This is a genomic window from Gammaproteobacteria bacterium (genome assembly GCA_021648145.1).
GTDB lineage: Bacteria > Pseudomonadota > Gammaproteobacteria > JAADGQ01 > JAADGQ01 > S141-38.
Window position 1 is genome coordinate 130291 of record JAKITI010000002.1, and the last position, 24585, is coordinate 154875.

The following is a 24585-nucleotide window of genomic DNA, read 5'->3' on the forward strand; positions in this document are numbered from 1 at the left end:
CTGTCTCCAGCGTAGAAAAAATTATTGAGGAATATCAACCAGTTTCTGCTTCGCCCGCAGGATCAAGTCGTCCAGTTTTTCCACCATCAGATAACCCCGATGGGTATCAATAATGCCCTCTTGTTTCCAGTGCTGGAGCTGGCGATTAACCACCACCCGCACACTGCCTATCATTTCTGCCAGTGATTCGTTCGAGAGGTTGTTGATCAGGTGCGGCGATATATGTGTCTGTTTCTCTGTAGAGGGCGTATCTACATGATGCAAAATCAGACGTGCCAGACGAGTTTCCGTATCGTGCAGCGCGAGATCAGCAGCAAGCTCTGCAAGCGTGTTCATCTGTTTTCCCAGATAAGGCAGCAGGGTGCTATTAAATTTCGGGTGCTCACTCACCCATGAACGTGCCTCCTCCATCGGCAGGCTCAGCAGGGAGATATTATCCAGAGTCTCCAGCATGACATCGTGGGGTTCACCATCCAGCAGGCTGAAAGTGCAAAATGGGTCACCCGGGCCGAGCAAAAATAGAGTGACCATGCGACCTGTTTCAGAGTTGCTACGGCTGATCCGTACCCGACCAGACAGAAGAATATGGAAACGCTGCCAAGTTTCTTCTACAGGCAAATGGCGATGGCGCTTCCAGGTTTCGTGGCGACAGCGCTGCAGGATGTCCACCAGTGTGGTCTCATCAAGTTGACCGAATAGCGCTGAATGCTTGAGGCATTTCAGACTGTCAGTATAAAAAAGGGATTCGGGTGTCATGTGATCTCTTCCTTTTTTCTAAAAAAACAATCGGGCTTCCACATTTATTGACACTGGATAGCTTCCAAGTTCACTACTCAATAGGCCATTAATGGGCTTGTCTCCCAGCGGTATGCCCAGGTTAATCACTAATTCAGACTCATCAGAGAGTGAATAGATAGCATTAAGTGATATCAGTGCAGAGTCATCTTCAAAATTGCTGATAATGACCGCTTGCCCGCTAAGCAAAGGGGTGATGTCATAACTGCCGCCTAAAGCGCTGTAATAGCGGCCAAGATATTGGGTGTTGCCCGTTTGCGCTATTGCTGGATAGTCGGTAACGTTGTCGCCACCCAGCCCGTTGTAAAACAACTCTAGTCGAAGTTCGAAGCTGCTTTCCCAGCGGTACTCCAGGCCCAGGCTGAATTGTTGGTAGTCATCAAGATCTCTATATAGTGAATCGCCATGATGGCCTTCGAAACGAATTCCCAGCCACTCGAAAAGCTCCCCTTGCAAGGCGACACCGATGATATTTTTATCCACGACACGTCCTGCAATCAGCGTTGTTTCAATATTGCCATAGGAGTTTGACCAGCTCACTAGGTGGGAGGCACGTTGACTGTTCGGGTTGTCGCTCCAGCCGGTATCGCTGCCAACATTGCAATCAAAAAAAGAAAAATAACAGGGTTGCTCAATACCTCCAGCGTGACGTAGGCATACCAGACTGGATCAAGAGCGATACCGGCAAAACTCACATCGCCTGCCAGACCAGACATATCCATACCGTATGTTTGATAGTAGTTTGATGCCCACCAGCCAAGCCCCAAACCCAGCAGGCAAGCCAGCACGGTTTGTATCATCACCTCGGCATAGATCAGCGCCACGCTCTGCAAGGGGCTGACACCAATCGCTTTCATGATGCCAAACTCATTAATGCGTTCGAACACACTCATCAATACCGCATTGAGCACCACGGAAGCAACGGCGATATAAGTGAAGATCAACATGATGAGCGCCTGCACATCGGCCGTCTCTAAAAAGCGTGCAATGACTGGCATCAATTCACGCCAATCAAGAGTTTCATACTTAGGGGCTAGCACCGCAACCTGTTGCTTGGCTGCCTCTAGATCACTGCTGCGATCTGCCCGCATGATAACAATCTCATGCGCCCCTTGCGGCAGGCTCAGCAGCTCAGTCAGAGTTTGCTCAGGTAAGAAAACGGCAGCGCTATCAATGTTAGATGCCACCGCTTTCAAAATACCGCGCACTTTAAAAATCTCATTAGCCATGTAACCATCAGCCGTTTGACCGATGTAAACCAACTCACTGCCGACCTTGGCTCCCAGCAGACGTGCCAGTTTTTTACCGATCACCACACCGTAAGGATCATCTTTATCCAGAAACGAACCCGTCATGACGTGTTGATGGATCTGCGTCACTTGCGGCTCACGAATGAGATCGGTTCCTCTGAGCTGTACACCGGATGAGTTGTCATCCGTCGCCATGAGCCCAAAGGCGAAATAGCGAGCTGTGGCATGAAAGCCCTCGGCTCTAATGTTTTCCAGCAAGATTTTTGAATCCGTCATGGTGGTATAGATATCGGGGTCATCACGGTATCCCTCTGCATGAATCTGGATATCTCCCTGATTCATAATGACCGCTTGGCGTTCACTGCCCACCACCATGCCTTTCATTAATGCACCGTATATGATCATGATTGTACAGGCGAAAGCCATCGCTAAAGTCGTCACCAGGGTTCGATGCCAATTTCTGAGTACGTTACGGGAGGCGAGCGTCATGATTTTCATTATTATCCCTACCGCCGTTTAAGATTAGAGACAGAGAAAAACTGATCGCTGATCTCAATATCCAGCTCCAGTGACTCGTAGATAAATTCGGTAAACTCTTCAGGTTTGTCGGCAGGCACAACCCGCATGATTGATGGACGTTGACGACCTCCCAGCAACTTCATACCTGTAAAGCTAAAAGTGCGAGCGACCTGCATATCTTCATCATAAAACAGCTCACTTAATGGCATTGAACTGTTGGCCAAGACTACTAGGATCAACTTGCCCCAGACCACAGCGGCATCCGCTTTGGGAATTAACGTGAACTCGATAATTTTTTGCCCGTCACGCACCCCTTCGAAAGTGATTGTTGCATCGTAGTCATCCTCAAGCCGAGCCTCTTTGACCAGATCATCATTGGTTAGATGGCTGCCCATCCAGCGGCCCATCATCATGCCGCTGGTGAGCCGAATTTTACGGTCGGTTTTTGGTAGATAGGTATAGATGTGAGTGCCCGACTTCAGTGTGATTGTGCCGCGCTCTTTCAATGGCTCCAATACACGGAACAGCGTCTTTTCCTTGCCCTTCGACCAGCCCTCCATTTTCATGGTACGAGTGTAGTGTTTGGTTTTAACCCGCATTGTCGTGATCGCGTGAGATGACTTGCCACGCCATAGGTCATCAACAGAGCGCAAAATTTCGCTGGCTCGTTTGTCAGGCGGCTCAGTCGCATTCAGTGAGAAGGGTAAAACAATCAAAATCGCTGTTGCCAGTAACGTTAATCGACCTAGTAAATAAGAGTGTGCCATGATGCTCTCCTCTATTTTTGTGAGGTAGGCTTCAAAAACCCTGAGGCCACCTCACAGGAATTATACTAAGTATGCAGGGTGAAAATTGTGAAAGGAGGAGGGGTTATTCAGTTAATCGCACCTTTCCATTTTTGATACAAAATACTTTTTTACCCTCCAGGATCGCCTGAAGATCCGTGCCAAGCATATGACTTTTCCAACCCTCGTTGAGGCTACTCGGATAGCCACTCACAAATTTCTCCACTGTTTTTCGAGTTGCAAGTACTGTTGGGTTCAGTGAATTTTCATTCGCTCGCAACCGAATCAATACTTGCAGAAGATCAGCAACCTCTTCTTGTTGTGCCGTTAATTTTATTTTGTTGTAGGCTTTTTTGGAAAACGGAATGGGTGTTTGCTCTTTGCTGGCATTCACACGAGCAATAATCTGTTTCCCATATTTGTGTAGACTGCGCTCGTTTAAGCCTCTGATATGTTCGAGTGTTTGTACTGTTTGCGGAGTAGCACGAGCGATTTCGATTAATACATCATCACGAATGAGCCAGTTGCGCGGTCTGTTTTCATTTTGTGCCGTCTCTTCACGCCACTCTGCCAGTGATTGCAGTATGGCTAAACGAGCGCCTTTTAAGCGATCGGCTCCTTTGATACGCTGCCACGCATCTTGCGGTGAATTAGCATATAAATTTGTATTGCAAAGGGCTTCGAACTCATGATCTAACCAGTGAAGACGCTGATGCTTTTCCAGGTTTTTTTTAAGTTCGACGTAAAGCTTTGCAAGATAGATTACATCGTCTGCGGCATAATCAAGCTGCTTGTCACTTAATGGTCGGCGTGTCCAATCAGCACGTGAATGTGCTTTTTCCAGATGTACATTAAGTACCTGCTGAACTAGATTAGCATAGCCAATGTTGTCCGTATGGCCTAATAATGGTGCAGCAAGTTGAGTATCAAATACGGGGCTGGGCAATTGGCCTCTCAGATTATAAAAAATTTCCAGATCTTGCCGAGCCGCATGCAGAATTTTAATAATATTCGGGTTATAAATAATATCGAGCAGAGGTTCTATATTGTCCAGCGCCAGTGGATCAATGCAAGCGACATGATCGACGGTCGCAATTTGTATCAGACAAAGTTGAGGATAGTAAGTTTTTTCGCGTAAAAACTCAGTATCAAGTGCGATCCAGGGTGTTTGCTCTATTTTGGAGCAAAGTCGTTCTAGAGAGCGTGTGGTATTAATATATTGATAAGCATTATCTTGTTTATTCATGGAAAGAGCATAACAAGCGAGGTTCTGAATGGCACGTTTTATTATTATGTCAACAATCATTTCTGACTTTATCAAAACACTGGCTCTGATACGGCATCAAAGCAGTTTTCATCTGGATGATGTTCGTCATATTTAACGATGCTTTGGCGTTAAGAGTGGCATCCCTTAAGCCAGTGCTTAAACCATTCCCATAAACGTGGTTATTAATTACTCCGATGTCTTTCCTCCTGAGATCTCATCGTTAACAAATTAATTTCATGTTTTTCTTTAAGTTCATCATAAAACTGCCGAAAACAGAGGGCAGTGCGTTCGCGTCCGTGGATTGAGTTGTGCAGGGCATCGTTTGAATGGAATCGTCGGGAGACATAACAGTATGGAACTTAAAGGTTATTTTGACTCTAGCACAGCAGAGCCGTTTGTGAACTTTGTCATACGAATGATTGTATCGCTGGTGCTGCTTGCCAGCGTGACGGCAGTACAGGCGGCTCCCGTACTGACAATGGGTGCTGGCAGCACAACTTTTGTAGAAGACGGTGCCGCTGTTGCAATTGATCCTTCGCTGATCATAGCTGAGCCTAACTCTACAGCTTTCAATGGTGCCACTGTGGCGATTACAGTGGGCTATGTGAGCACTGAGGATCAGTTGGTTTATTCGACAACAGCAGGAATCAGTGGCACTTTTAATTCGGCGACGGGCGTATTGACCCTGACGGGGAGCGCCACGCCTGATAATTATCAGGCGGCTTTGCGCGCGGTTCAATACCGCAATACCAACACAGCAAACCCCGATACCGGAACACGGACAATTCGCTATGCCCTAGGTAGCTCCTTGTCATTTTCTGACAATGGTCATTTTTACGAATTTGTGACCGCCTCGGGCATTTCCTGGACAGATGCCAGGGATGCGGCAGCGGCCAGCACCTTGTTTGGTTTGCAAGGGTATTTAACAACAGTGACCTCGGCGAATGAGAATACTTTTGTTGCTTCTAAACTGGCTGGGCAAGGCTGGATGGGGGCGAATGATGCCAGTGTTGAAAATGATTGGCGTTGGGTTACTGGCCCTGAAGCGGGTACTGCATTTTGGAGCGGTGTCGCAAACGGCAGTTCGGTGGGTGGGATGTATAATAATTGGAGTTCTGGTGAACCTAACCAGTGGGGTGGTGATGAAGATTATGCCCACTTTTTGAATGGGGGGGCTTGGAATGATTATCCCCTTTCTTTGTCTAGCATTTCTGGTTATGTCGTTGAATACGGCGGTATGGCAGGTGATCCAACCCTACAAATCACGGGTAACAAAAACGTTAATGTAACGGCCCAAAATGACGCGCCTAGTTTTAGTGCCGGGGCAACATTGGCTGCGGTTAATGAAGATACCCTCTCACCTGTCGGGGCGACGGTGACTGCTTTGCTTAATGGTAATTTTAATGATGTGGATAGTAGTAGCAATTTATCCGGCATCGCGGTGGCAGCGGATACTTCAGTCAGCGGTGTTCAAGGGGATTGGGAATATTCCACTGACAGCGGCAGTAATTGGTTTGATATGGGGTCTGTTTCCACCGCTTCAGCGTTGTTGCTAAACAACAGTACGTTGCTACGTTTTAAACCTTTTTCAAACTACAGTGGAACACCAGGTTCGTTAACGGTTTTTGCTGTCGACGAGTCGGGCAGTACGACCTATACCAGCAGCGCGACGCGACAGGCTTTTGATACCACCAGTGATGATACCGCGTCACAAATTGCGGCATCTGGTGTTGCGATTGGAACCAGTGTCACAGCCGTCAATGATGCACCTATCTTAACTGCCTTTTCTGCGGTGATTGATAGCACCAATGAAGACACTGAAGTTGAACTTACTCTGGCGGAGTTGCAAGCCCAAGGTGATGAAACCGACAGTGAAGATGGCACCGTGAGCCGATTTGTTATCAAATCCGTTAGTACGGGCAGTTTAAAGATTGGCACCTCTGCCGGAACAGCCACCACTTTTGCCGCAACGAGCAACGACACAATTGATGCTTCGAATAATGCCTATTGGACACCTGTAAGCAATGCCAATGGCAGTTTGAATGCCTTTGCTGCGGTGGTGAAAGATAGCAGCAACGCCGAGTCTATATCAGCCGTGCAAGCACTGATTATGGTGACAGCCACCAATGATACACCGACCTTAACTGTCTTTTCTGCGGCGATTGATAGCACCAATGAAGACACTGAAGTTGAGCTTACCCTAGCGGAGCTGCAAGCCCAAGGCGATGAAGCCGACAGTGAAGATGGCACAGTAAGCCGATTTGTTATCAAATCCGTTAGCACGGGCAGTTTAAAAATTGGCGCTTCTGCCGGAACAGCGATGCCTTTTGCTGCGACAAGCAACGACACAATTGATGCTTCGAATAATGCCTATTGGACCCCCGCAAATGATGCCAACGGCAGCTTGAGTGCCTTTACTGTGGCGGCGGAAGATAGCAGCAACACTGAGTCTATCTCAGCCGTGCAAGCGCTGATTATGGTGACAGCGGTGAATGATATACCGACCTTAACTGCTTTTTCCTCAGTGATTGATAGCAGTGTTGGCGGTGCTGAAGTTGAACTTACTTTGGCTGAGTTCCAAGCCCAGGGTGATGAAGCCGATATCGAAGATGGCACGATCAGTCGTTTTGTTATCAAAGCGGTCAGCAGCGGTAGCTTGAAGATTGGTACCTCACCTGGCACAGCCAGTGTTTTTGCTACCAGCAGCAACGATACCGTGAATGCGACGAACAATGCTTACTGGACTCCAGCTAATAATGCCAGTGGTGAAGTGAATGCTTTTACCGTTGTTGCTCAAGATAGCGATAGCGCGGAATCAATTTCAGCCATTCAAGCCAGGGTGAGCGTCAGCTCTTTGCCCTTAGTGGTTTATGATTTTGAAGATAATGTGAATGATGCCAGTGGCAATGGCAATCACGGTGTTTTGCAAGACACAATTACCTACGACAGTGCGGGACACAGTGGCAAGGCATTGAGCTTGTCTGGCAGTGGTTATGTCAAGTTGCCTGATGACCTACTTAGGAATAACCAGGATTTTACGGTATCGCTTTGGTTTAAAACGACCTCAACAGGCGGCATTCTGGGCTATCAAAATAAGGTTGTCGGTGCCACCGCAACATACTGGGTTCCGATCATTTCTATTAATACTCTTGGCAAATTACAAGCGGAGTTGTGGATAGGAAGCTCAATGCTTATTACGTCAACAAATGCAGTTAATGATGGCCAATGGCATCGAGTTGTGATGACGGCAGACACGACTAATAATATATTGAGTGTTTATTTGGATGGTGTGGCTATCGGTTCTGCAACAGGTACCATTCAGCACCTCGATATGAGCTTTAATCAACTGGGTTTAAATGACGCTAGAGGTCGTGTCGGCATAGATTTACCTAATACAGAAACAAATTATTTTACGGGTCTTTTGGATGAATTTACTTTCTACTCCAATGCCTTATCAGCCGTTGAAGTTGCTAAAACTTCGCAATCGATATCTTTTCCGGCAATAGCTGACCAGCTTTTAAGTCAGGCAACGCTTAACCTTGCAGCAACGGCATCATCGGCTTTGGGCGTAACTTATACCAGTACGACGGTTTCTGTATGTACAGTGGCGGCGAGTACCGTCACCTTGCTGTCTACAGGTACGTGTACGATACAGGCTAACCAAGCAGGTGATACCACCTATAGTTCTGCCGCTCAGATCACGCGGAGCTTTGATGTAGTTGATAATTTTCCGCCCGTATTGACAATGAGTGGTGGAAATACAGTTTTTGTGGAGGACGGTGTCGCTGTTGCAATTGATCCCTCGTTGACCATAGTCGAGCCTAGTGCGGGTGCTATCAGTGGCGCTACTGTGGCGATTACAGCGGGCTATGTGAGCACTGAGGATCAGTTGGTTTATTCGGCAGTAGCGGGAGCGGTGATCAGTGGCAGCTTTAATTCGACGACGGGCATATTGACCCTGACGGGGAGTGCCACGCCTGATGATTATCAAGCGGCCTTGCGCGCGGTTCAATACCAGAATATCAACACAGCAAACCCCGATACTGGAGCACGGACAATTCGCTATGCCCTAGGCAGCTCCTTGTCATTTGCGGAGAATGGTCATTTTTACGAATTTGTGACCGCCTCGGGCATCTCCTGGACAGCAGCTAAGGATGCGGCAGCGGCCAGAACCTTATTTGGTTTGCAAGGGTATTTAACAACTGTGACTTCAGCAAATGAGAATGCTTTTATTGCTTCTAAATTGGCTGGACAAGGCTGGATGGGAGCGAGTGATGCAGCAGTTGAAGGTGATTGGCGCTGGGTCACTGGCCCTGAGACAGGCACGGCATTTTGGAGTGGTCTTGGCAATGGCAGTTCAGTTGGCAGTGAATATGAGAATTGGGGTGGGGTCGAACCTAACAATGCGGGTGGTGAAGATTATGCCCATTTTTTAAGTGGGGCTACCTGGAATGATTACCCTCATCAACTGGGGAATATTTCTGGCTACGTTGTTGAATATGGTGGTATGGCAGGTGATCCGGCACTGCAAATCACGGGCAATAAAACCGTTAATGTAACGGCTCAAAATGATGCGCCTGAAATTACCAGCGATGGCGGAGGTGTAACGGCTGCACTGAATGCGCTGGAGAACCAAACCGCAGTGACAACGTTGACGAGTACGGATGCTGAAAATCACACGGTGACTTACAGCCTGACGGGCGGGGCGGATCAGGCGAGTTTTAGTCTCGTTAATGGTGTACTGTCTTTTCTGACTTCCTCTGATTTTGAAGCGCCTACCGACAGCGATGTCAACAATAGCTATGTTGTTGAAGTGACGGCGACTGATAATGGCTCCGGAGCATTGACTGACACACAAACGCTGACTGTTAGCGTGACGAATGTTAACGAATTTCCTATTGCGGGTGCGGTGACGGCGAATAACGTGAGCCAAAATGATAAGGGGAATACTTCGTACACCTTTACCGTGGCTTATTCGGACGTGGACGGTAATTTCGACAGTGCGACAGTTGATACGGCTGATGTCACGGTCAGTGGCGGAGCCTCGGTCTCTGGTGCGAGCTGGGGTGGTAATGGTTCTACTGGCATAGCCACCTACACTGTAACGCCGCCAGGGGGGAGCTGGGATGATTCGGATAATGGCACTTACACTATTGCGATTCTTGCTAACCAAGTGACAGATACAAATACGGGTTTTGTCGCGGCTAACGCCAGTGCCGCCAGTTTTACGGTATTGATGGATTCAACTGGCCCCACGGTGACAGCGGTGACTTTACCTAACAGTGCCATGAAGGTGGGCGATGTGGTTGTGGTGAGTATCACTGCCAGCGAAGCGGGATCAACTTTGTTGTCTGGACTAGTGAATGGTGTTGCCGTAACAGGTTTTATGGATAACGGTGGCGGAAGCTATAGCGCGACTTACACCATTTTAGATGGCCACAGTGATCGTGCGGCGGGTGATGCGATTCCGGTTTCCTTCCAACTGCAAGACAGTGCAGGCAACGTCGGTAATACCTACACCAATGCCATTGTGCAAACTGCTGATGCGATTGACGCTAATAATCCCAACGGTGCAACAGGGGCGTTAGCCGTGAATGAAAACGCCAGTAATGGCACAACGGTGGGCACTGTTTTAGCCACAGGGGCAAGTATCTACAGCTTGGTGGATGATGCTGGCGGTCGTTTTGCCATCCATGCCAGCACAGGAGTGGTGACTGTACTTGATGGTAGCTTGTTGGATTACGAAGCGAGTGTCAGTCATAACCTTACGGTGCGTGCTGTTGATGCTGCAAGCAATGCGATAGATACCGTGTTAACGGTGATGGTGAACCCCGTTAATGAAGCGCCATTAGTGGCGGGCCTTAATGGTGATAACGTGCGCTTTAATGTCGGTGGAAGTGCTGTGAATCTGGATGATGATCTTGATGCCACACTGACGATGGTGGACTCCATTGACATGGATGGCGGCAACGTGACGGTGGCTATTGTCGCTAATGCTCAAACGGCTGAAGATGTGCTGCAAGTGGGCGCGGTAGGCAATATTTCCCTCACCAATAGTGATGTTTTTCACAGCGATGGCCTGATAATTGCGACCGTAGCGGGCGGGACGAATGGTGAAAACTTAGTGTTGACACTTAATGCCAATGCCAGCTTTGATCGTGTTCGAGATCTTGTGTCGGCGTTGCAGTATGCGGGTTCGGATGACTTAAGTGTTAATACCGCAACACGCACCGTGCGTATTACCTTGGATGATGGTGATGGTGAAAGCTCAACCACGCTTAATCAAGAGGTCAGTGTAGTGGTCGTGCGAGCGCCGATTATTGACCTTGATGGTGATGATGGCAGCGGCAATAGCAGCGGTGGTTTCAATGCTAGTTTTACTGAAGGTGGCGGTGTTGTGGCCTTGGCAGACAGTGATGATTCAGTGGCCGAAGCGAACGATACGGTGATCACGGATGATGGCAACTTTAAATCTCTGAGCGTGGTATTGGACAACCGCCCCGATGGCAATGCTGAAGGGCTGAGTTCAAGTTATGGTACGGGTGTGCAGGAGGTTAACGGTGAATCGGTGACGATTTCTGCCTACGACAGCGCGACGGGTGAGTTGTTGATGACTGTGGACGATAACGCTGCCACGGCGGAGACGATGGAGTTGTTGATCGAATCGCTGCGCTACGATAGTAACTCTCAAACCCCTGATACCACAGAGCGTTTGATTCGTTTTATCGCCACTGATGATGACGATAATGTGGGGCTTGCTGTGACGGCTTCATTGGTTATCGTGGCCGTCAATGACGCACCGACAGGCAGTGTGAGCGTGACGGGTGCATTGATTGAAGGCCAGACCTTGGTATCTGATATCTCTACGGTCGTTGATTTAGATGGTTTGCTTGCGTTTAGTTATCAATGGCAGCGTGATGGTGTTGATATTAGCGGTGCGACAGGCGCAAGTTATCTGCTGATGGCGGCTGATGTGGGTGGTGTGATGACACTTGTCGTGAGCTACACCGACGCGGGCGGTTACACAGAGTCGCTGAATAGTGTGGCCAGCGCTGTTGTTGATGGTGATTTAGATGGTGACGGACTGGGTGATTTGACTGATACGGATATTGATGGTGATGGCTTGTCCAATGCCTATGAAGTAGCTAATGGCTTGGATAGTCGTGATAGCTCAGACCGTGATGCAGATACCGATAATGATGGCGTGAGTAATTACGATGAGTTTGTTGCCGGTACGGATGCCAGTGCCGATGACAATCCACCCACGCTGTCTGCTCCCGCAGATATCACGTTAAATGCAATGGGTCTGTACACCGCTGTTGATTTAGGTGGTGCCTCAGCATCCGATGCGACCGACGGTGAATTGACGGCACGCATTACGCATCTGAATGGTGAGGCCGTATTGGTGACACCAACACACTTTAGCCCAGGGGCTCATGTGATTACTTGGACGGCGAGTGATGAGGCAGGCAACAGTGTGTCGGCCACACAAAATGTGAACGTGGTGCCATTGGTTGAGTTGAGTAAAAACCAAATCACTACAGAAGGCGCAACGGCTCGTTTCAAAGTGGTTCTCAACGGTTCAGCAGTGGACTATCCGGTCATCGTGCCCTATAGCGTCTCTGGCACAGCCGCGACAGATGGCTCTGATCATGACTTGGTGGATGGCAGTGTCACGATTAATAGCCCTGACTTAGAGGCGACGGTTTCATTTGCACTGGTTGATGATGGCGCAGGCGAAGGCATGGAGACCTTGCTTGTCACCATGGGTACACCGAGCAATGCGGCGCTGGGATCGAAGGATAGCCATAGCGTTGATATCTACGAGGGCAATGTCGCACCTAGTGTTTTATTGACTGCAGAGCAGGGTTATGGTGTCACCCGTCTGGTTGCACAAACTGGTGGTCTTGTGGTCGTGGCAGCAGCGGTGAGCGATGCCAATGTCGATGACCTGCATGGCTACGACTGGTCGGCGACAGACAACGTTTTGGTGGATACTGATAGTGATGATGCAATGTTCAGTTTTGATCCGGCAAGTTTGGCCACGGGTGTCTACACACTCAAGGTTGTTGTCAACGATGGCCTGAATACTGTGGCGACACGACTGGAGTTGAAAGTTGTTGCCTCACTGCCTGCTCTGAGCGTTATCGATAGTGACGGTGATGGGGTTGACGATGCCACGGAAGGTTATGGCGATACCGACGGTGATGGTGTGCCGAACTATCTTGATAACAGTAATATTGCTAAAAATGTTGCACAACAGCTTGTCGGAGACATCGAAATGTTCTTGATGGAAACGGAATCTGACTTAGTGTTAAGCCTGGGGTCAATCGCCTTTAGTTCAGGGAGCAGCCAGATTGGGGTGAGTGACAGTGAGATTGAGCAATACGGTAACGATGGTGTGGGTGGTGTTGTTGATGAACACCATGACTTTAACAGCGGTTTGTTTGATTTCAATATTGAAGCGTTGCCTGTGCCGGGTCAAAGCGTCAGCGTGGTTGTAGTGCAATACGCGCCGATTCCGGCCAGTGCGGTTTATCGTAAGCTGATGCCTTCAGGCTGGCAGGACTTTGTTGAAAATAGTCGTAACCATATCTCTTCTACGCAAGGCGTTGAGGGTTATTGCCCTCCACCAGGCGATAGCCGCTTTAGCCCAGGTTTGACTCAAGGGCACTGGTGTGTGCAATTGACGATTGAAGACGGTGGTCCGAACGATGCTGATGGTTTGGCTAATCAGACCGTCAAAGACCCTGGTGGTGTCGCAGTGCTGTCTTCAACGCCGATCACAGTGAAGGTGACGGGCAGTGGTGGTGGCAGCGTTTCACTGTGGACTTTGTTTCTGATGGGCTTGGTTGTGGTGGTGACTCGTCTGAGCGGTCGAGGTCGTCGCCTGGTACTGGCCATATGCTGCGCGGTAAGTGGCCTGGGTGTGGCTAACGCTCAGTCACCGCTTAAACCTGACTATATTGGGATTAGCTATTTATCTGCAACAAGCGATGAACGTGCCAGTGATTTTCAGTCAGATATTGATGCCCTGGGGCTGACGGCAAGCGTGACGCAAACGGATCTTTCACGTTCGGCTTGGTCGGGGCACATCGGATATCAAATCGAGAAGCCGCTTGCGTTGGAAATTGGCTATGTAGACTTGGGGAAGAGTAGCACCTCTCTCAACGGTCTGGCAGCCGATGTTGATCACTTTATAACGAGTGTCGAGGCAGTTTATCCCGTCACGGGTTCCGGGTTTACTTTTAATTTTGTAGGCCGTATCGCGCTGAGTAATAAAGTTGATGCCTGGGCTAACTTCGGCGTTTTTCTCTGGCAAGCAGAATACGATTTAAGCAGTGAAACGGTCTCGAAAACCTTCAAAGAGCGTGGCTTTAATAATACGCTCGGCTTTGGTTTGGAAATGGATGTGGTTGCCCAAGTTCCAATTAGACTTGGTTGGACGATGTATCGCTTGGGCGGCGTTGACGTGAGTGCGTGGACGCTCGGGGCAGGGTTTCGGTTTTAGAGACAGTGCAACAACGTCTGCAACGGTGACTAACATGACTGGGTTGGGCCAAATACTGGCCCTTACCTTGGTTAGCTGGGATCAAGAACTGGCATGAAGATAACCACAGCAATTCTCCTCCTTAGTTGAAACCCATAAAACAAAGAATTTCAGGTGCATTCAGAGTAAAAACTTCGTAAACTATGTTCTATTCAATGAGCTAAAAAAGGAATTGCCGTGAGGTTTCCTCATCAATTTTTATCGGTGGGTGAACTGTTGTCCTTCGTTCGGCGGTGCTTGAACCGTGAAACTTAAACCGTGCCAATCGTCTGATCATGGGGTGATTGCATTATGTCTGGACGGGTTATTTTAGGCTTTTGCTGACAAATTTATGAAGTATTTAGTTAGATCAATGATATTGCTTTTAGTTATTTATAATAGCTCGGGCTGGAGTGCGACCATTGATGGGGAGGCCAGAATTATTGGTGGAGTCACCGCACCTAAAGATTCATGGCCAGCGATGGTCGCACTGCTGGATCGTGAAACTGTTGAAAAAATTGAGTCTGGGTTTGCCGTTGATAAAAATGATCAGTGGATTCCAATTTATCAAGCGAATTATCAAGCACAACTTTGTGGTGGTTCACTCATAGCTGCTAGGTGGATAGTCACTGCGGCACACTGCCTGTTTGATCAAGCGGGAAGTTTACGAGGAGCCGATGCATTTTATGCTTTAGTGGGCACATCAAATTTAACCCAAGGCGGTGAAAGAAGGGTCGTTGCGAATATTTTTATCCATCCTGAGTATAATATTGAATCATTCGATTTTGATATCGCATTATTAGAGTTGTCACAGAATGAAAACCCATCAGCAGAGCCAGTTTCACTATACTCTGGTTCACCAGAACCGGGTCAGAAAGTGATTGTAGCGGGGTGGGGAGTACGATTTTATTCAAGCTCTGGTACACCTTATGATTTGGAAGATGATGTTTTTGGTGATCGCCCCGCCAAGCTGGAAGAGGTTGAGCTTTCAGTGATTGATAACGTGCAATGCGGTATTATGAATCAGGGAGGCCGTGTGACTGAAAATATGATGTGTGCTGGTTTTGTTGAAGGGGGCAAGGATAGTTGTATTGGCGATAGTGGTGGGCCATTAATGGCATGGCAAAGTGGTGAATACCGCCTTGCGGGGGTGGTGAATTATGGTTATGGGTGTGCGATGCCGGGAAGGTATGGTATTTACATGCGAGTGGAGCGCTTTCAAGATTGGCTGGCTTCATATACTGGTACTGTCAGGCCAGATAAAAGTGATTCTGAAACAGGTGCTTTTTATGGGTTATTTGTTTTTTTACTTATTTTTCGGTTAATTATATATAGAAGGAAATAAGGTGTATGGGTGATGTGGCAACTTGGGAAAAAGTCGTTGTTGCAATTCTTGCTGTTGGGCTTGTGATCTGGCTCTATCCGAGCTTGAAGCAGTCTCTGGCTCAGAGTAAAGAGGCGACAAAAGACTGGAAAGGTGTTTTGATACCGTTAGGTGTTGTGGTTATTTTTGTTGTATTTTTATTGGCAACGATTTAAAAGTATCAAGTTCTTGTTCGGTATTAATATTTCTCCATGCATTTGACAGAGTTTTTGGTGTAATAGGCGAGATGATCTTTTCATGCTTGCTTAAACGATTCGGTGCAGGCTTTTCACTCATAGATAATTTCTCAAGAAGTTGAGCTGCTCTGAAGTCATAATAGGCCAACAGTGGCTCTGGGTATGATTCCACTGAAAGTTTGGGTAAAACGCCCCAAACTCCAGGCGCACGAGAGCTGAGTAACCAGCGCAGTGCCGCTCTAGTCGTGCAGGGCATATCACAGGCAGAGATCAACCAGGAAGCATGAGGTGCCCAGCGCATGGCAGAGAGAATGCCTGCTAATGGACCAACAATATTGGGCGCATCGGGCAGTTGATGGTGTTTTTTCAACTCTTTTGGCATCTCTCCTGCACCTGCAATGATGACCTGTTCTGTATGTTCGCTCAGTGTGTTGACCGAATGTGTCAGCCAGTTTTTTCCATCTGATTCAATCAGGTGTTTGGGGCGACCCATGCGGCTGCTTTGGCCACCGATAAGAACGCAGCCATAAACAGGTGCTTTCGCCCACTGCTTTGTTAACCAGTGACGTATTAAATCGAAAAAGTGTTTTGGTCTCTGTGAATTACGAGCCAGTGTTCCAATAATATTTTTCTTGTCAACGGGTACTTCCTGCTCATCTTCATTTAATAACCAGACTTTGGGGATAGGCGAATCTTTATGCCCTTCGACAAGCACCAGATCATATTGGCGGCTAAGCTTTATTAATTCAGGAATAAGTTCAAACGATGTTGGCGCATGGATTCGAAAAAAATGCTCTCCTGGGCCTTGCAGTAGAATGTCAGCACCACAATGAAATAGAACGTCACTATCTTTTCCGGGGTGATCGACTTGAATTCCGTGAACATCGTGTTTGACAACAGCAATGCGTAATCCTTGTTGAACCAGCTCTGGAATAACCGCTTGTAACAGCGTTGTTTTACCTGAACCACTAAAACCGCATACGCCTAAAACAGGAAGGTGTTCAATGGTCATAGCGTACCTTATAAAATTTGTAAGAGCTGACTGGTCAATACATAATTTCTAGAGTATAACACTGAAATAATCAGGAAAATAATGCATGTCAGACCATGGAAAAAAGTAAATTGTTAACAGATATTCTGCGGAGTGTTTCCCGTAGCTTCTATCTAACTTTGCGAATACTGCCTGCGAATGTGAGAGAGCCCATTTCTGTGGCGTATCTGTTGGCAAGAGCTGCGGATACAATTGCGGATACTGATGCAGTTGCAGTTGAAAAACGTCTGTACTACTTGAAACTATTTCAAAAACAAGTGATGGATATGCCAAATGAGCTGGCATTACAGGAAATTGTAAATAATTTAAGCGATCAGCAGGCCAATAAAGATGAACAGTATTTACTAAAATCAATCTATCAAGTTTGTATGTTGATTTATGGCTTGTGGCCAGAGGATCAAGCGCGTGTGAAAACAGTGTTTGCAACATTGATTCAGGGAATGGAAATTGATTTGACATACTTTTCTGCTTCGGGCGAAGGGTCAGTTAAAGCGTTTAAAACTAAATTTGAACTTGATAATTATATTTATCATGTCGCTGGCTGTGTGGGAGGGTTTTGGACTGAGGTGGTGATGGCGCATGAACCTGCATTGTATGATTGGAATAAAAAGCACAATATAAATTTAGGAATAAACTTTGGTAAAGCGCTGCAATTAACGAATATTCTACGTGATCTGCCCAATGATTTACGTATCGGTCGTTGTTACTTGCCCAATTCTGAATTAATGCTGTTAGGGCTGAAACCTGAAGAGCTTTTTGAAAGTGAAAATAGTAAGCAGGCTCGTCCTTTGTTGATTGCCTGGTTGCAAGTGGCAATCAATTATTATGGTGATGCAGAGCAGTACTTTGTTACCACTCCACGTCACTGTTTGCGTTTGCGTTTGTCGGTGCTATGGCCGATTTTGATCGGTTTGGCGACACTGGGTGAAGTTTCAAGAAATGAACAATGGCTAGATTCTGAGTCAACCGTAAAAGTGAGCAGGCACTGGGTGTACGGTATGTTACTGTGCTCGATGCCACTCTCATTCTCAAATCACTTGATGAGGCTCTGGATGAAATGGCTTAGGGCAAAAATAGTGGTGGTATGAGCTATTTCGTGATCGCTTCTAACCGATGACAACCAGCCACTGTTTTTTAATATGATCCCAGCTGTAGTTTTTGATGGCCGCTTCATTTCTCTTAGGTGACGGGGTGCCACTCAGGTATTTTTGAAGGATGTTTTGAAGCTGTTTTCCCCAGTGTTTTTCGGCCGGAATGAGGTGGCCACTCCCTGTTTCTTGAATAATATCAGCAATTGCTGATTGGCTGGGGGCAATAGCCAAAATGGGTTTCCCTGTAAGCAAATAGTGCGGTAGTTTTGAGTGGACAATGGTTGAGCTGACAGGTAAATCTTCGAGTACCAACAGCATAAAATCACATTGTGCAATGATATTTAAGCTGGTGATGTGATCGAAGCTGCCATGGAACTGTAAACCATATTTCTGCTGGTGATCTCCAAGGTTATTTTTAACGTCTTTTGGTAGTTTTCCACAAATATGAAGCTCAATGTCGAGCCCTGAAGTCTTAGCATACTTAATTGCTTCGAGAACTTTTCCCCCAGGCACTTTGGGGGCTTTAAATAAATGACCAAGAAAGCCGATAGTGATTGTTTTTGGATTGTTTCTGACTATTTTGATTTTTTCAGTACCATCTCCAAGCAAATCTTCGTTGTAAAAAGGGTGCGTAATGGCAATGACTTTATTCGAGGGCACATTAAACTGAGTTTCAAGTACCTTTTTTGCGTATTGATTGGTTGTAATATTGATATCTGCTCGAGTAAAGGTAGCTAACTCAGTTTTGAGGAGCTTTTGTTGTTGCCGTTTAGGTGTTCTAAGCGCATAGTTTTTATCCAGACTCCAGAGATCCTGCCAGTCCATAATCCAGCGAATTTCCGGAAGTTTTTTCTTTAGATGTAAGCCTAACAGGCATAAAGCATGGCTTGGAACACATGTAATCAAACAAACCTCAAGACCTTGTTTTAAATCTTTTTTAATTTGATGGAGTAACTCTTTTTTTGCCGCTGCGACATATAAAATAGAAGCGGATGGGAAAAAGAGTTGTTTATCAATGAGGTTTTTAAGTTTATTGAGCCTGAGCAGGCGTAGAATACCCGTCGGGTTGGTGTAGGGTGAAATATTAAGACAATCTTCGCCATCGTGCCCTTTTGTTGGGCAGACAAGAACCATTTTTGAAAAGTGCTCTTTGAGGCTGAAAATCCTGTTAACGCGCTCATTAACTCCATGTCTTTGTTGTGAGGCAATAATGTAAACCGCTTTGTTACTCACTTTTTAATGTCTCTTTATTTAGTATGTTGTTGAGCTTTAACTAATAAAATAGTCTAGTGATTGACGTTGTTGCCACATCGAATTAGCTTGTTGTATTGCTAAATCTGGGGTGCTGGCTTTATCCAGTAATCGAAGTGCAATTGCAGTGGTTCCTATGATCGCAGCAATGCCGTATTCATGATTAATATCACCTTGCCAAACTTGTGCCAACTGGCCTGAGTCCATTGTGGAGTCTTTCAGGTGACGCCTGTCGAAAAGAGCAGGCCAGTTTTCAGTTGACATAATGCCATGGTGAGAATAAAACACTTCACAGCAGTTGTCTGGGTTACGTTCGGCTTCACCGCCTTCGCCTTTAATAACGGCGATATGAGCTTGATTATTTAATGTACAGGCTTTTTGGTGAATTTCTCGGTATCCAGGGTGAAATGTACCCAGTATTGAGTGAGGGGCACTCATGGGGTTGAGTGAACGCACCAATGTATTAACTGGTGAGCGCAAGCCAAACAGCTCTCGATAATTAATGATCTCTTTTAACACAGGGTGAAACGCTTCCAGACGAATAAAAGCAAAACCTCTTTTTTTGATATTGATAGAGGCTTCATTCAATGAGACACTGGCATCAATGCTGAGTGATTTCAATGCGTCTTCAGGGTATATACGGTGATCTTTGATACCTGCTGTGCCATGCATTAATACTTGAATGCCATTTTGGGCGAGTAATAGTGCGGATAATAGATACCAGGGAAGTTGGCGGCGCTTTCCAGCATAGCTGGGCCAATCGAGTTGAACTGGTGAACCTTCAGGTGCTGAAATTGTTTGTCGAGCAGCTTGAATGAAACCTGCCAGTTCTTCAGGGCTCTCTTCTTTTACGCGCAATAGCATTAAAAACGCGCCTAATTGTAATGGCTCTATTTTTTTTTCAAGAATAAGAGACATTGCCTCATAAGCTTCTTGCTGTGTCAGCGAGCGTGAACCCTTTTTTCCTTTGCCAAGTATCTGGATGAATTTTGCGAATTGGAGCTTAGGATCAATCATATGTGCCGATTATTTCTGTGTGCTGGTCGTTTATTTGGTGGTATCTTTGAGGTAAAAAAAACCCCGTCATGACGGGGTTTTTTTATCTAAATCAATTAATTTTTGAAAGATTTAATCATCACCATTAAAAAAGCCAAGCAGTTGTAACAAGCTCAGGAAGAGATTGTAGATGCTGACATACAATGTAACGGTTGCAACGATGTAGTTAGTTTCCGCACCATTAACCATTTCACTGGTTTGATACAAGATCAAGCCTGACATCAATAGCACAAACATGGCAGAAACTGCCAGAGAAAGCATTGGCATTTCAAAAAACATGGCGCCTAAACCTGCAAGAAACGCAACAATGATTCCGACCATTAAAAAACCACCCATGAAGCTGAAATCTTTACGGGTTGTAAGGGCGTATGCGGAAAGGCTGAGGAAAATCGCACCTGTTGCACCCAATGCAGTCATAACGGTTTGGGTACCATTAGGCATGTTTAAATACGAGCTTACGATTGGGCCAAGTGTGAGCCCCATAAAGCCTGTTAAAGCAAATACGCTGGCAAGCCCCCACACGCTGTTTTGTAATTTATGTGTTAAAAACAGTAGCCCAAAAAACCCCACCAAAGTAATAATAAGGCCTGGGTGGGGGAGGTTCATGACCATAGAGATGCCAGCGGTAAAAGCGCTGAACAATAAAGTCATAGATAGCAGTGTGTAGGTGTTTCGGATCAGTTTGTTTGTTGCAAAAGTTGTGCTCTTGCTCTGTTCAATTGATGGTGTATATTGAGCCATGTTATATCTCTCTATAAAATTGTGTTGTAACACAGTATATTTTAGCAAGGAATGAAAATCTATAAAATTTAGGTATATTTTCGGGTTGCATCACAATGTCCTTTAATTAATTGACAATATTTTCTAAAAAAGTTCTGGATTTTTGTGGTTAGTTTCGGTTAACATCCGCGCAACTTGGTCGCAATGGCTGAGTGATTCAGGAGAGGTGGCAGAGTGGCCGAATGCGGCGGTCTTGAAAACCGTTGAGGGTTTGTCCCCTCCCAGGGTTCGAATCCCTGCCTCTCCGCCATTTGGTTTACATCACCTATCAATGTTCGTTCATTACTGACATATAAATGAAAGCTTCTTTACCCTGTCTATTTTTAATGGGTCCAACAGCTGCTGGAAAAACTGACTTGGCTGCAATGCTGGTCGAAAAATTTCCTTTTGAAGTTGTTAGCGTTGATTCAGCTCAGGTGTACCGTGGGATGAACGTGGGTACATCTAAGCCAGATAAGGCATTTCTTGAGAAAGTTCCGCACCGTTTGATTGATCTATGTGACCCTAGCGAGCCTTATTCTGCCGCACAATTTCGCAGTGATGCTTTGCAGGCGATTGAAGAGATCTATTCGAATGGCAAAGTGCCATTGTTAGTGGGGGGGACTATGCTCTATTTTCGTGCGTTGGAGCGGGGTCTTTCTCAATTGCCTGGCGCGGATAGTCGTGTTCGTGAAATGTTGGAGGCGCGGGCGGCTCAAATAGGCTGGGGGGCAATGCATGAGCGTTTGGCGGCTGTTGATTCGGTTGCATCACAACGAATTCACCCTAATGATCCACAGCGAATTCAGCGCGCATTAGAGGTTTATGAAATTACAGGCGTTACGTTGACGGAGCATTATGCAAAGCAGTCGGGTCAGGCATTTCCTTGGCCTGTGTGTAAAATAGTTGTGACGCCAAGTGATCGTGCTGTATTGCGTCAGCGTATTAAACAACGATTTTATGAAATGCTTGAGCTAGGGTTGGTGGATGAAGTTCGAGCACTTTATGAAAGAGAGGATCTTAATGCTGGATTGCCTGCTTTGCGTTCAGTTGGGTATCGTCAAGTATGGCAATATCTGGAGGGTAATATGAGTTACGATGATATGGTTGAGGCGGGTATTACAGCAACGCGTCAGCTGGCTAAAAGACAGATAACCTGGTTACGTTCTGAAAAAAATACGACTTGGTTTGATAGTATGAGTGGTGATTTAGAAAAAAATGTGTTGCAATTTGTTGGCAATGCCGTTATTGGTTGAATCAATGGTGTTGCTTGCGGTAGAGTGCGCTTTAGCAATATTTACAAACTAATGGAGAAAGTATGTTATTTGAATGGGGGGAAGAGAAAAACAAAATAAATTTGCAGAAGCATTATATGCCCCTTAAAGCAGGGGTTCCTGTTTTTAATGACGCTAATGCTATTGAATTTGAAGATAATAGGTTTGATTATGAAGAAAACCGCTACATTCTTGTTGGTTATGATAATCGAACTAAACTTCTATATGTTGTTTATACAATGAGAAGTGTAAATATTACAAGGCTAATTTCAGTAAGAAAGGCAACTAAAAGCGAACGTATGCTTTATGAGTCGGGAGGCTATTAAGATGGACAAAATTATGAAGCAAGAACACTCCAAAGAAAACCCAATAGATAATAATGATATTGATTTTTCTAAAGCAGATGCTTTGACGGAAGAAGAAATTGAGGAAAATGCAAAAAGTGATCCGGACTCCCTGCCATTTACGGAAGAACAGCTAAAGAAGGTCAGTATTAAGCGGAGAAATAAGAGCAGTGGATAAAAAAACAATTAAAGATTATAGCGTGGGGTCATTAATAGTCACTGATTATAATGTAAGTAAAATTCGTCTCATGAGTGACTACGAATCGGAAAAAAGAGCAAATTCAGACCCCGACTCCCCTGTAATAAACCTTAAGTTTGCAAAGAAAATAAGTGATAAACGTAAAGTGGAGTAATGCTAAAAAGGCATTATACTGGACTCAGCATGCTTTTTGCAAAAACACGCAAAAAGGCACACCAACATACTCAGCTAGTGAATGCGGTGTTATAAATTAGTCTCAGTATTTCTAGGTTAATTTTAGCGAGGGAACGAAAGCACTAGGATCAGGTAAGCAGGATAAGGTTGTTGGGGCTGGCCTGGTCATAATAACAAAAAGGAGAAGTAAAAATGGCTAAGGGACAAAAGTTGCAAGACACTTTTTTGAATACGTTACGGAAAGAACGAGTATCGGTTTCGATTTTTTTAGTGAATGGTATTAAGTTACAAGGTCAGATAGAATCTTTTGATCAATTTGTCATCTTGCTGAAAAACACAGTCAGTCAGATGGTGTACAAACATGCAATTTCAACTGTAGTGCCAGCACGAAATATAAAAATGCCTACAGATGAGGAAGTTTAGATTGCTGGTTGAGTTGTTGCTTTAATTTATTAACTCCATTGTAACTCTACAATGCTGGAGGTTTTTCGTTGTTTGAGTTTGATCGGTCTCAAGGGGGAGAGCGTGCTGTACTGGTTCAGTTGGGTGGTTCAGTCGATGATGAAAATTTAGCTGAATTTACAGCGCTGACTGAATCAACTGGAGCTCGAGTTGTTGATGTGGTGCATGGTGCTAAGCGGCGGATTGATCCGAAGTACTTTGTCGGTACGGGTAAAGCTGAGGAAATTCGCTGCACCGTGCAAGCTGCCTCCGCCGATGTCGTATTGTTTAATCATGAATTATCACCTGCACAAGAACGAAATCTTGAAGAGCTGATTTCCTGTCGTGTTTTGGATCGCACTACACTTATTCTTGATATTTTTGCCCAGCGAGCGCAGTCATTCGAAGGTAAGCTTCAGGTTGAGTTGGCGCAATTAAAGCATCTGTCGACACGGCTGGTGCGTGGTTGGACGCATCTGGAGCGCCAAAAAGGGGGGATCGGCCTGCGTGGGCCAGGTGAAACCCAGCTTGAAAGTGATCGTCGTCTAATTGGCGATCGTATCAAGCAGCTCAATAAGCGTTTAGCTAAAGTTCAAAAACAACGAAATCAGCAACGCCGATCAAGGCAGCGAGCAAATACCAAAACAGTTTCGTTGGTGGGGTATACCAATGCGGGTAAGTCAACGCTATTTAATCGTTTGACGGGTGCGGATGCTTATGTGGCGGATCAGCTATTTGCAACGCTTGACCCAACACTGCGGCGACTCAACGTAGCGGGGCAGCTCAATATCGTGATGGCAGACACAGTAGGGTTTATCAGTCGTTTACCTCATGGGCTGGTCGCCGCTTTTCGTGCAACACTGGATGAGACTCGGGATGCTGATTTGTTGCTGCATGTGGTTGATGCGCACCAACCTGAGCGTGATGAGCATATCGCTCAAGTTAACAAAGTTTTGGCTGAAATTGGGGCGGATAATGTTCCTCAAATTGAAATCTATAATAAGACTGATTTGTTGCCCGATGAAATTATTCGAATTGATAAAAATAAAGATGGGGCTGTGAACCGTGTATGGTTGTCTGCCGCCTCTGGAAAGGGGGTTGCTCCATTACAGCAAACATTAGTAGACTATTTTTTGTGTCTGCCAGAATATGAATAAAACATTGGGTTTGTATACTAAAGGTTGCAGAGCGTGAGCGGCGACAGTAGAATCGGCGGCTGGTTTTTGACTTCTATTTGTTT

The 24585-nt window shown here is 46.0% G+C and carries 18 protein-coding genes and 1 tRNA gene; 10 read left to right on the forward strand and 9 right to left on the reverse strand.

Translation table 11 applies throughout. The features are described 5' to 3' along the window. Nucleotides 1–21: 21 nt before the first annotated feature. The 5 genes from L3J70_01810 to rnd all read right to left on the reverse strand — a co-directional run bounded on the left by L3J70_01810 (nt 22) and on the right by rnd (nt 4595). Entirely contained in the window at nt 22–756 is a 735-nt protein-coding gene (locus tag L3J70_01810) for a Crp/Fnr family transcriptional regulator (GenBank protein ID MCF6235106.1), read from the reverse strand. An 18-nt stretch (nt 757–774) separates the two neighbouring features. Beyond that, nucleotides 775–1335, reverse strand: coding sequence for a hypothetical protein (locus tag L3J70_01815; GenBank protein ID MCF6235107.1), 561 nt, complete (start codon nt 1333–1335; stop codon nt 775–777). Then, complete coding sequence (locus L3J70_01820) at nt 1335–2543, reverse strand: ABC transporter permease (GenBank protein ID MCF6235108.1); 1209 nt, start codon at nt 2541–2543, stop codon at nt 1335–1337. The genes L3J70_01815 and L3J70_01820 overlap by 1 nt, the downstream gene beginning before the upstream one ends. Before the next feature lie 8 nt (nt 2544–2551). Next, on the reverse strand, nt 2552–3331 hold the full coding sequence (locus L3J70_01825; GenBank protein MCF6235109.1) for an outer membrane lipoprotein-sorting protein: 780 nt from the start codon (nt 3329–3331) through the stop codon (nt 2552–2554). Between the two features lie 103 nt (nt 3332–3434). Then, the gene (rnd, locus tag L3J70_01830; GenBank protein MCF6235110.1) at nt 3435–4595 is read right to left on the reverse strand and encodes a ribonuclease D; all 1161 of its coding nucleotides are present in this window, start codon (nt 4593–4595) and stop codon (nt 3435–3437) included. A gap of 373 nt (nt 4596–4968) precedes the next feature. On the opposite strand from rnd, the gene L3J70_01835 reads away from it, so the two are divergent. From L3J70_01835 to L3J70_01845, 3 genes are all read left to right on the forward strand, one after another. Next, entirely contained in the window at nt 4969–14127 is a 9159-nt protein-coding gene (locus L3J70_01835; GenBank protein MCF6235111.1) for a cadherin domain-containing protein, read from the forward strand. Nucleotides 14128–14518: 391 nt separating this feature from the next. After that, a complete protein-coding gene (locus L3J70_01840) occupies nt 14519–15490 on the forward strand; it encodes a serine protease (protein MCF6235112.1) in 972 nt (323 codons plus the stop codon). Between the two features lie 5 nt (nt 15491–15495). Next, a complete protein-coding gene (locus L3J70_01845; protein ID MCF6235113.1) occupies nt 15496–15684 on the forward strand; it encodes a hypothetical protein in 189 nt (62 codons plus the stop codon). Here the strand turns inward: L3J70_01845 and mobB are convergent. Next, nucleotides 15650–16717: a molybdopterin-guanine dinucleotide biosynthesis protein B gene (mobB, locus tag L3J70_01850; protein MCF6235114.1), complete on the reverse strand. Its 1068-nt coding sequence runs from the start codon at nt 16715–16717 to the stop codon at nt 15650–15652. The genes L3J70_01845 and mobB overlap by 35 nt on opposite strands. 95 nt (nt 16718–16812) lie before the next feature. On the opposite strand from mobB, the gene L3J70_01855 reads away from it, so the two are divergent. Then, nucleotides 16813–17844 (forward strand): squalene/phytoene synthase family protein, encoded by a 1032-nt coding sequence (locus L3J70_01855; protein MCF6235115.1) that lies wholly within the window; start codon nt 16813–16815, stop codon nt 17842–17844. A gap of 18 nt (nt 17845–17862) precedes the next feature. Here the strand turns inward: L3J70_01855 and L3J70_01860 are convergent, their stop codons facing one another. The 3 genes from L3J70_01860 to L3J70_01870 form a co-directional block, all read right to left on the reverse strand. Then, nucleotides 17863–19080, reverse strand: a complete 1218-nt coding sequence (locus tag L3J70_01860; protein ID MCF6235116.1) for a hypothetical protein — start codon at nt 19078–19080, stop codon at nt 17863–17865. 36 nt (nt 19081–19116) lie between these two features. Beyond that, nucleotides 19117–20115 carry a glycosyl transferase family protein gene (locus tag L3J70_01865; protein ID MCF6235117.1) on the reverse strand — a complete coding sequence of 333 codons (999 nt, stop codon included), beginning with the start codon at nt 20113–20115 and terminating at the stop codon, nt 19117–19119. Between the two features lie 111 nt (nt 20116–20226). Further along, nucleotides 20227–20895 (reverse strand): Bax inhibitor-1/YccA family protein, encoded by a 669-nt coding sequence (locus L3J70_01870; GenBank protein ID MCF6235118.1) that lies wholly within the window; start codon nt 20893–20895, stop codon nt 20227–20229. Between the two features lie 199 nt (nt 20896–21094). Here L3J70_01870 and L3J70_01875 point away from each other — a divergent pair. The 6 genes from L3J70_01875 (at nt 21095) to hflX (ending at nt 24502) form a co-directional block, all read left to right on the forward strand. Beyond that, nucleotides 21095–21184 (forward strand) — tRNA-Ser (locus L3J70_01875). Nucleotides 21185–21230: 46 nt separating this feature from the next. Beyond that, nucleotides 21231–22169: a tRNA (adenosine(37)-N6)-dimethylallyltransferase MiaA gene (miaA, locus tag L3J70_01880; GenBank protein ID MCF6235119.1), complete on the forward strand. Its 939-nt coding sequence runs from the start codon at nt 21231–21233 to the stop codon at nt 22167–22169. 62 nt (nt 22170–22231) lie between these two features. Continuing rightward, entirely contained in the window at nt 22232–22513 is a 282-nt protein-coding gene (locus L3J70_01885) for a BrnT family toxin (GenBank protein MCF6235120.1), read from the forward strand. A 1-nt stretch (nt 22514) separates the two neighbouring features. Beyond that, nucleotides 22515–22709, forward strand: coding sequence for a hypothetical protein (locus tag L3J70_01890; protein ID MCF6235121.1), 195 nt, complete (start codon nt 22515–22517; stop codon nt 22707–22709). Between the two features lie 387 nt (nt 22710–23096). After that, a complete protein-coding gene (hfq, locus tag L3J70_01895) occupies nt 23097–23327 on the forward strand; it encodes an RNA chaperone Hfq (GenBank protein ID MCF6235122.1) in 231 nt (76 codons plus the stop codon). Between the two features lie 68 nt (nt 23328–23395). After that, nucleotides 23396–24502 (forward strand): GTPase HflX, encoded by a 1107-nt coding sequence (hflX, locus tag L3J70_01900; GenBank protein ID MCF6235123.1) that lies wholly within the window; start codon nt 23396–23398, stop codon nt 24500–24502. Nucleotides 24503–24585 lie beyond the last annotated feature (83 nt).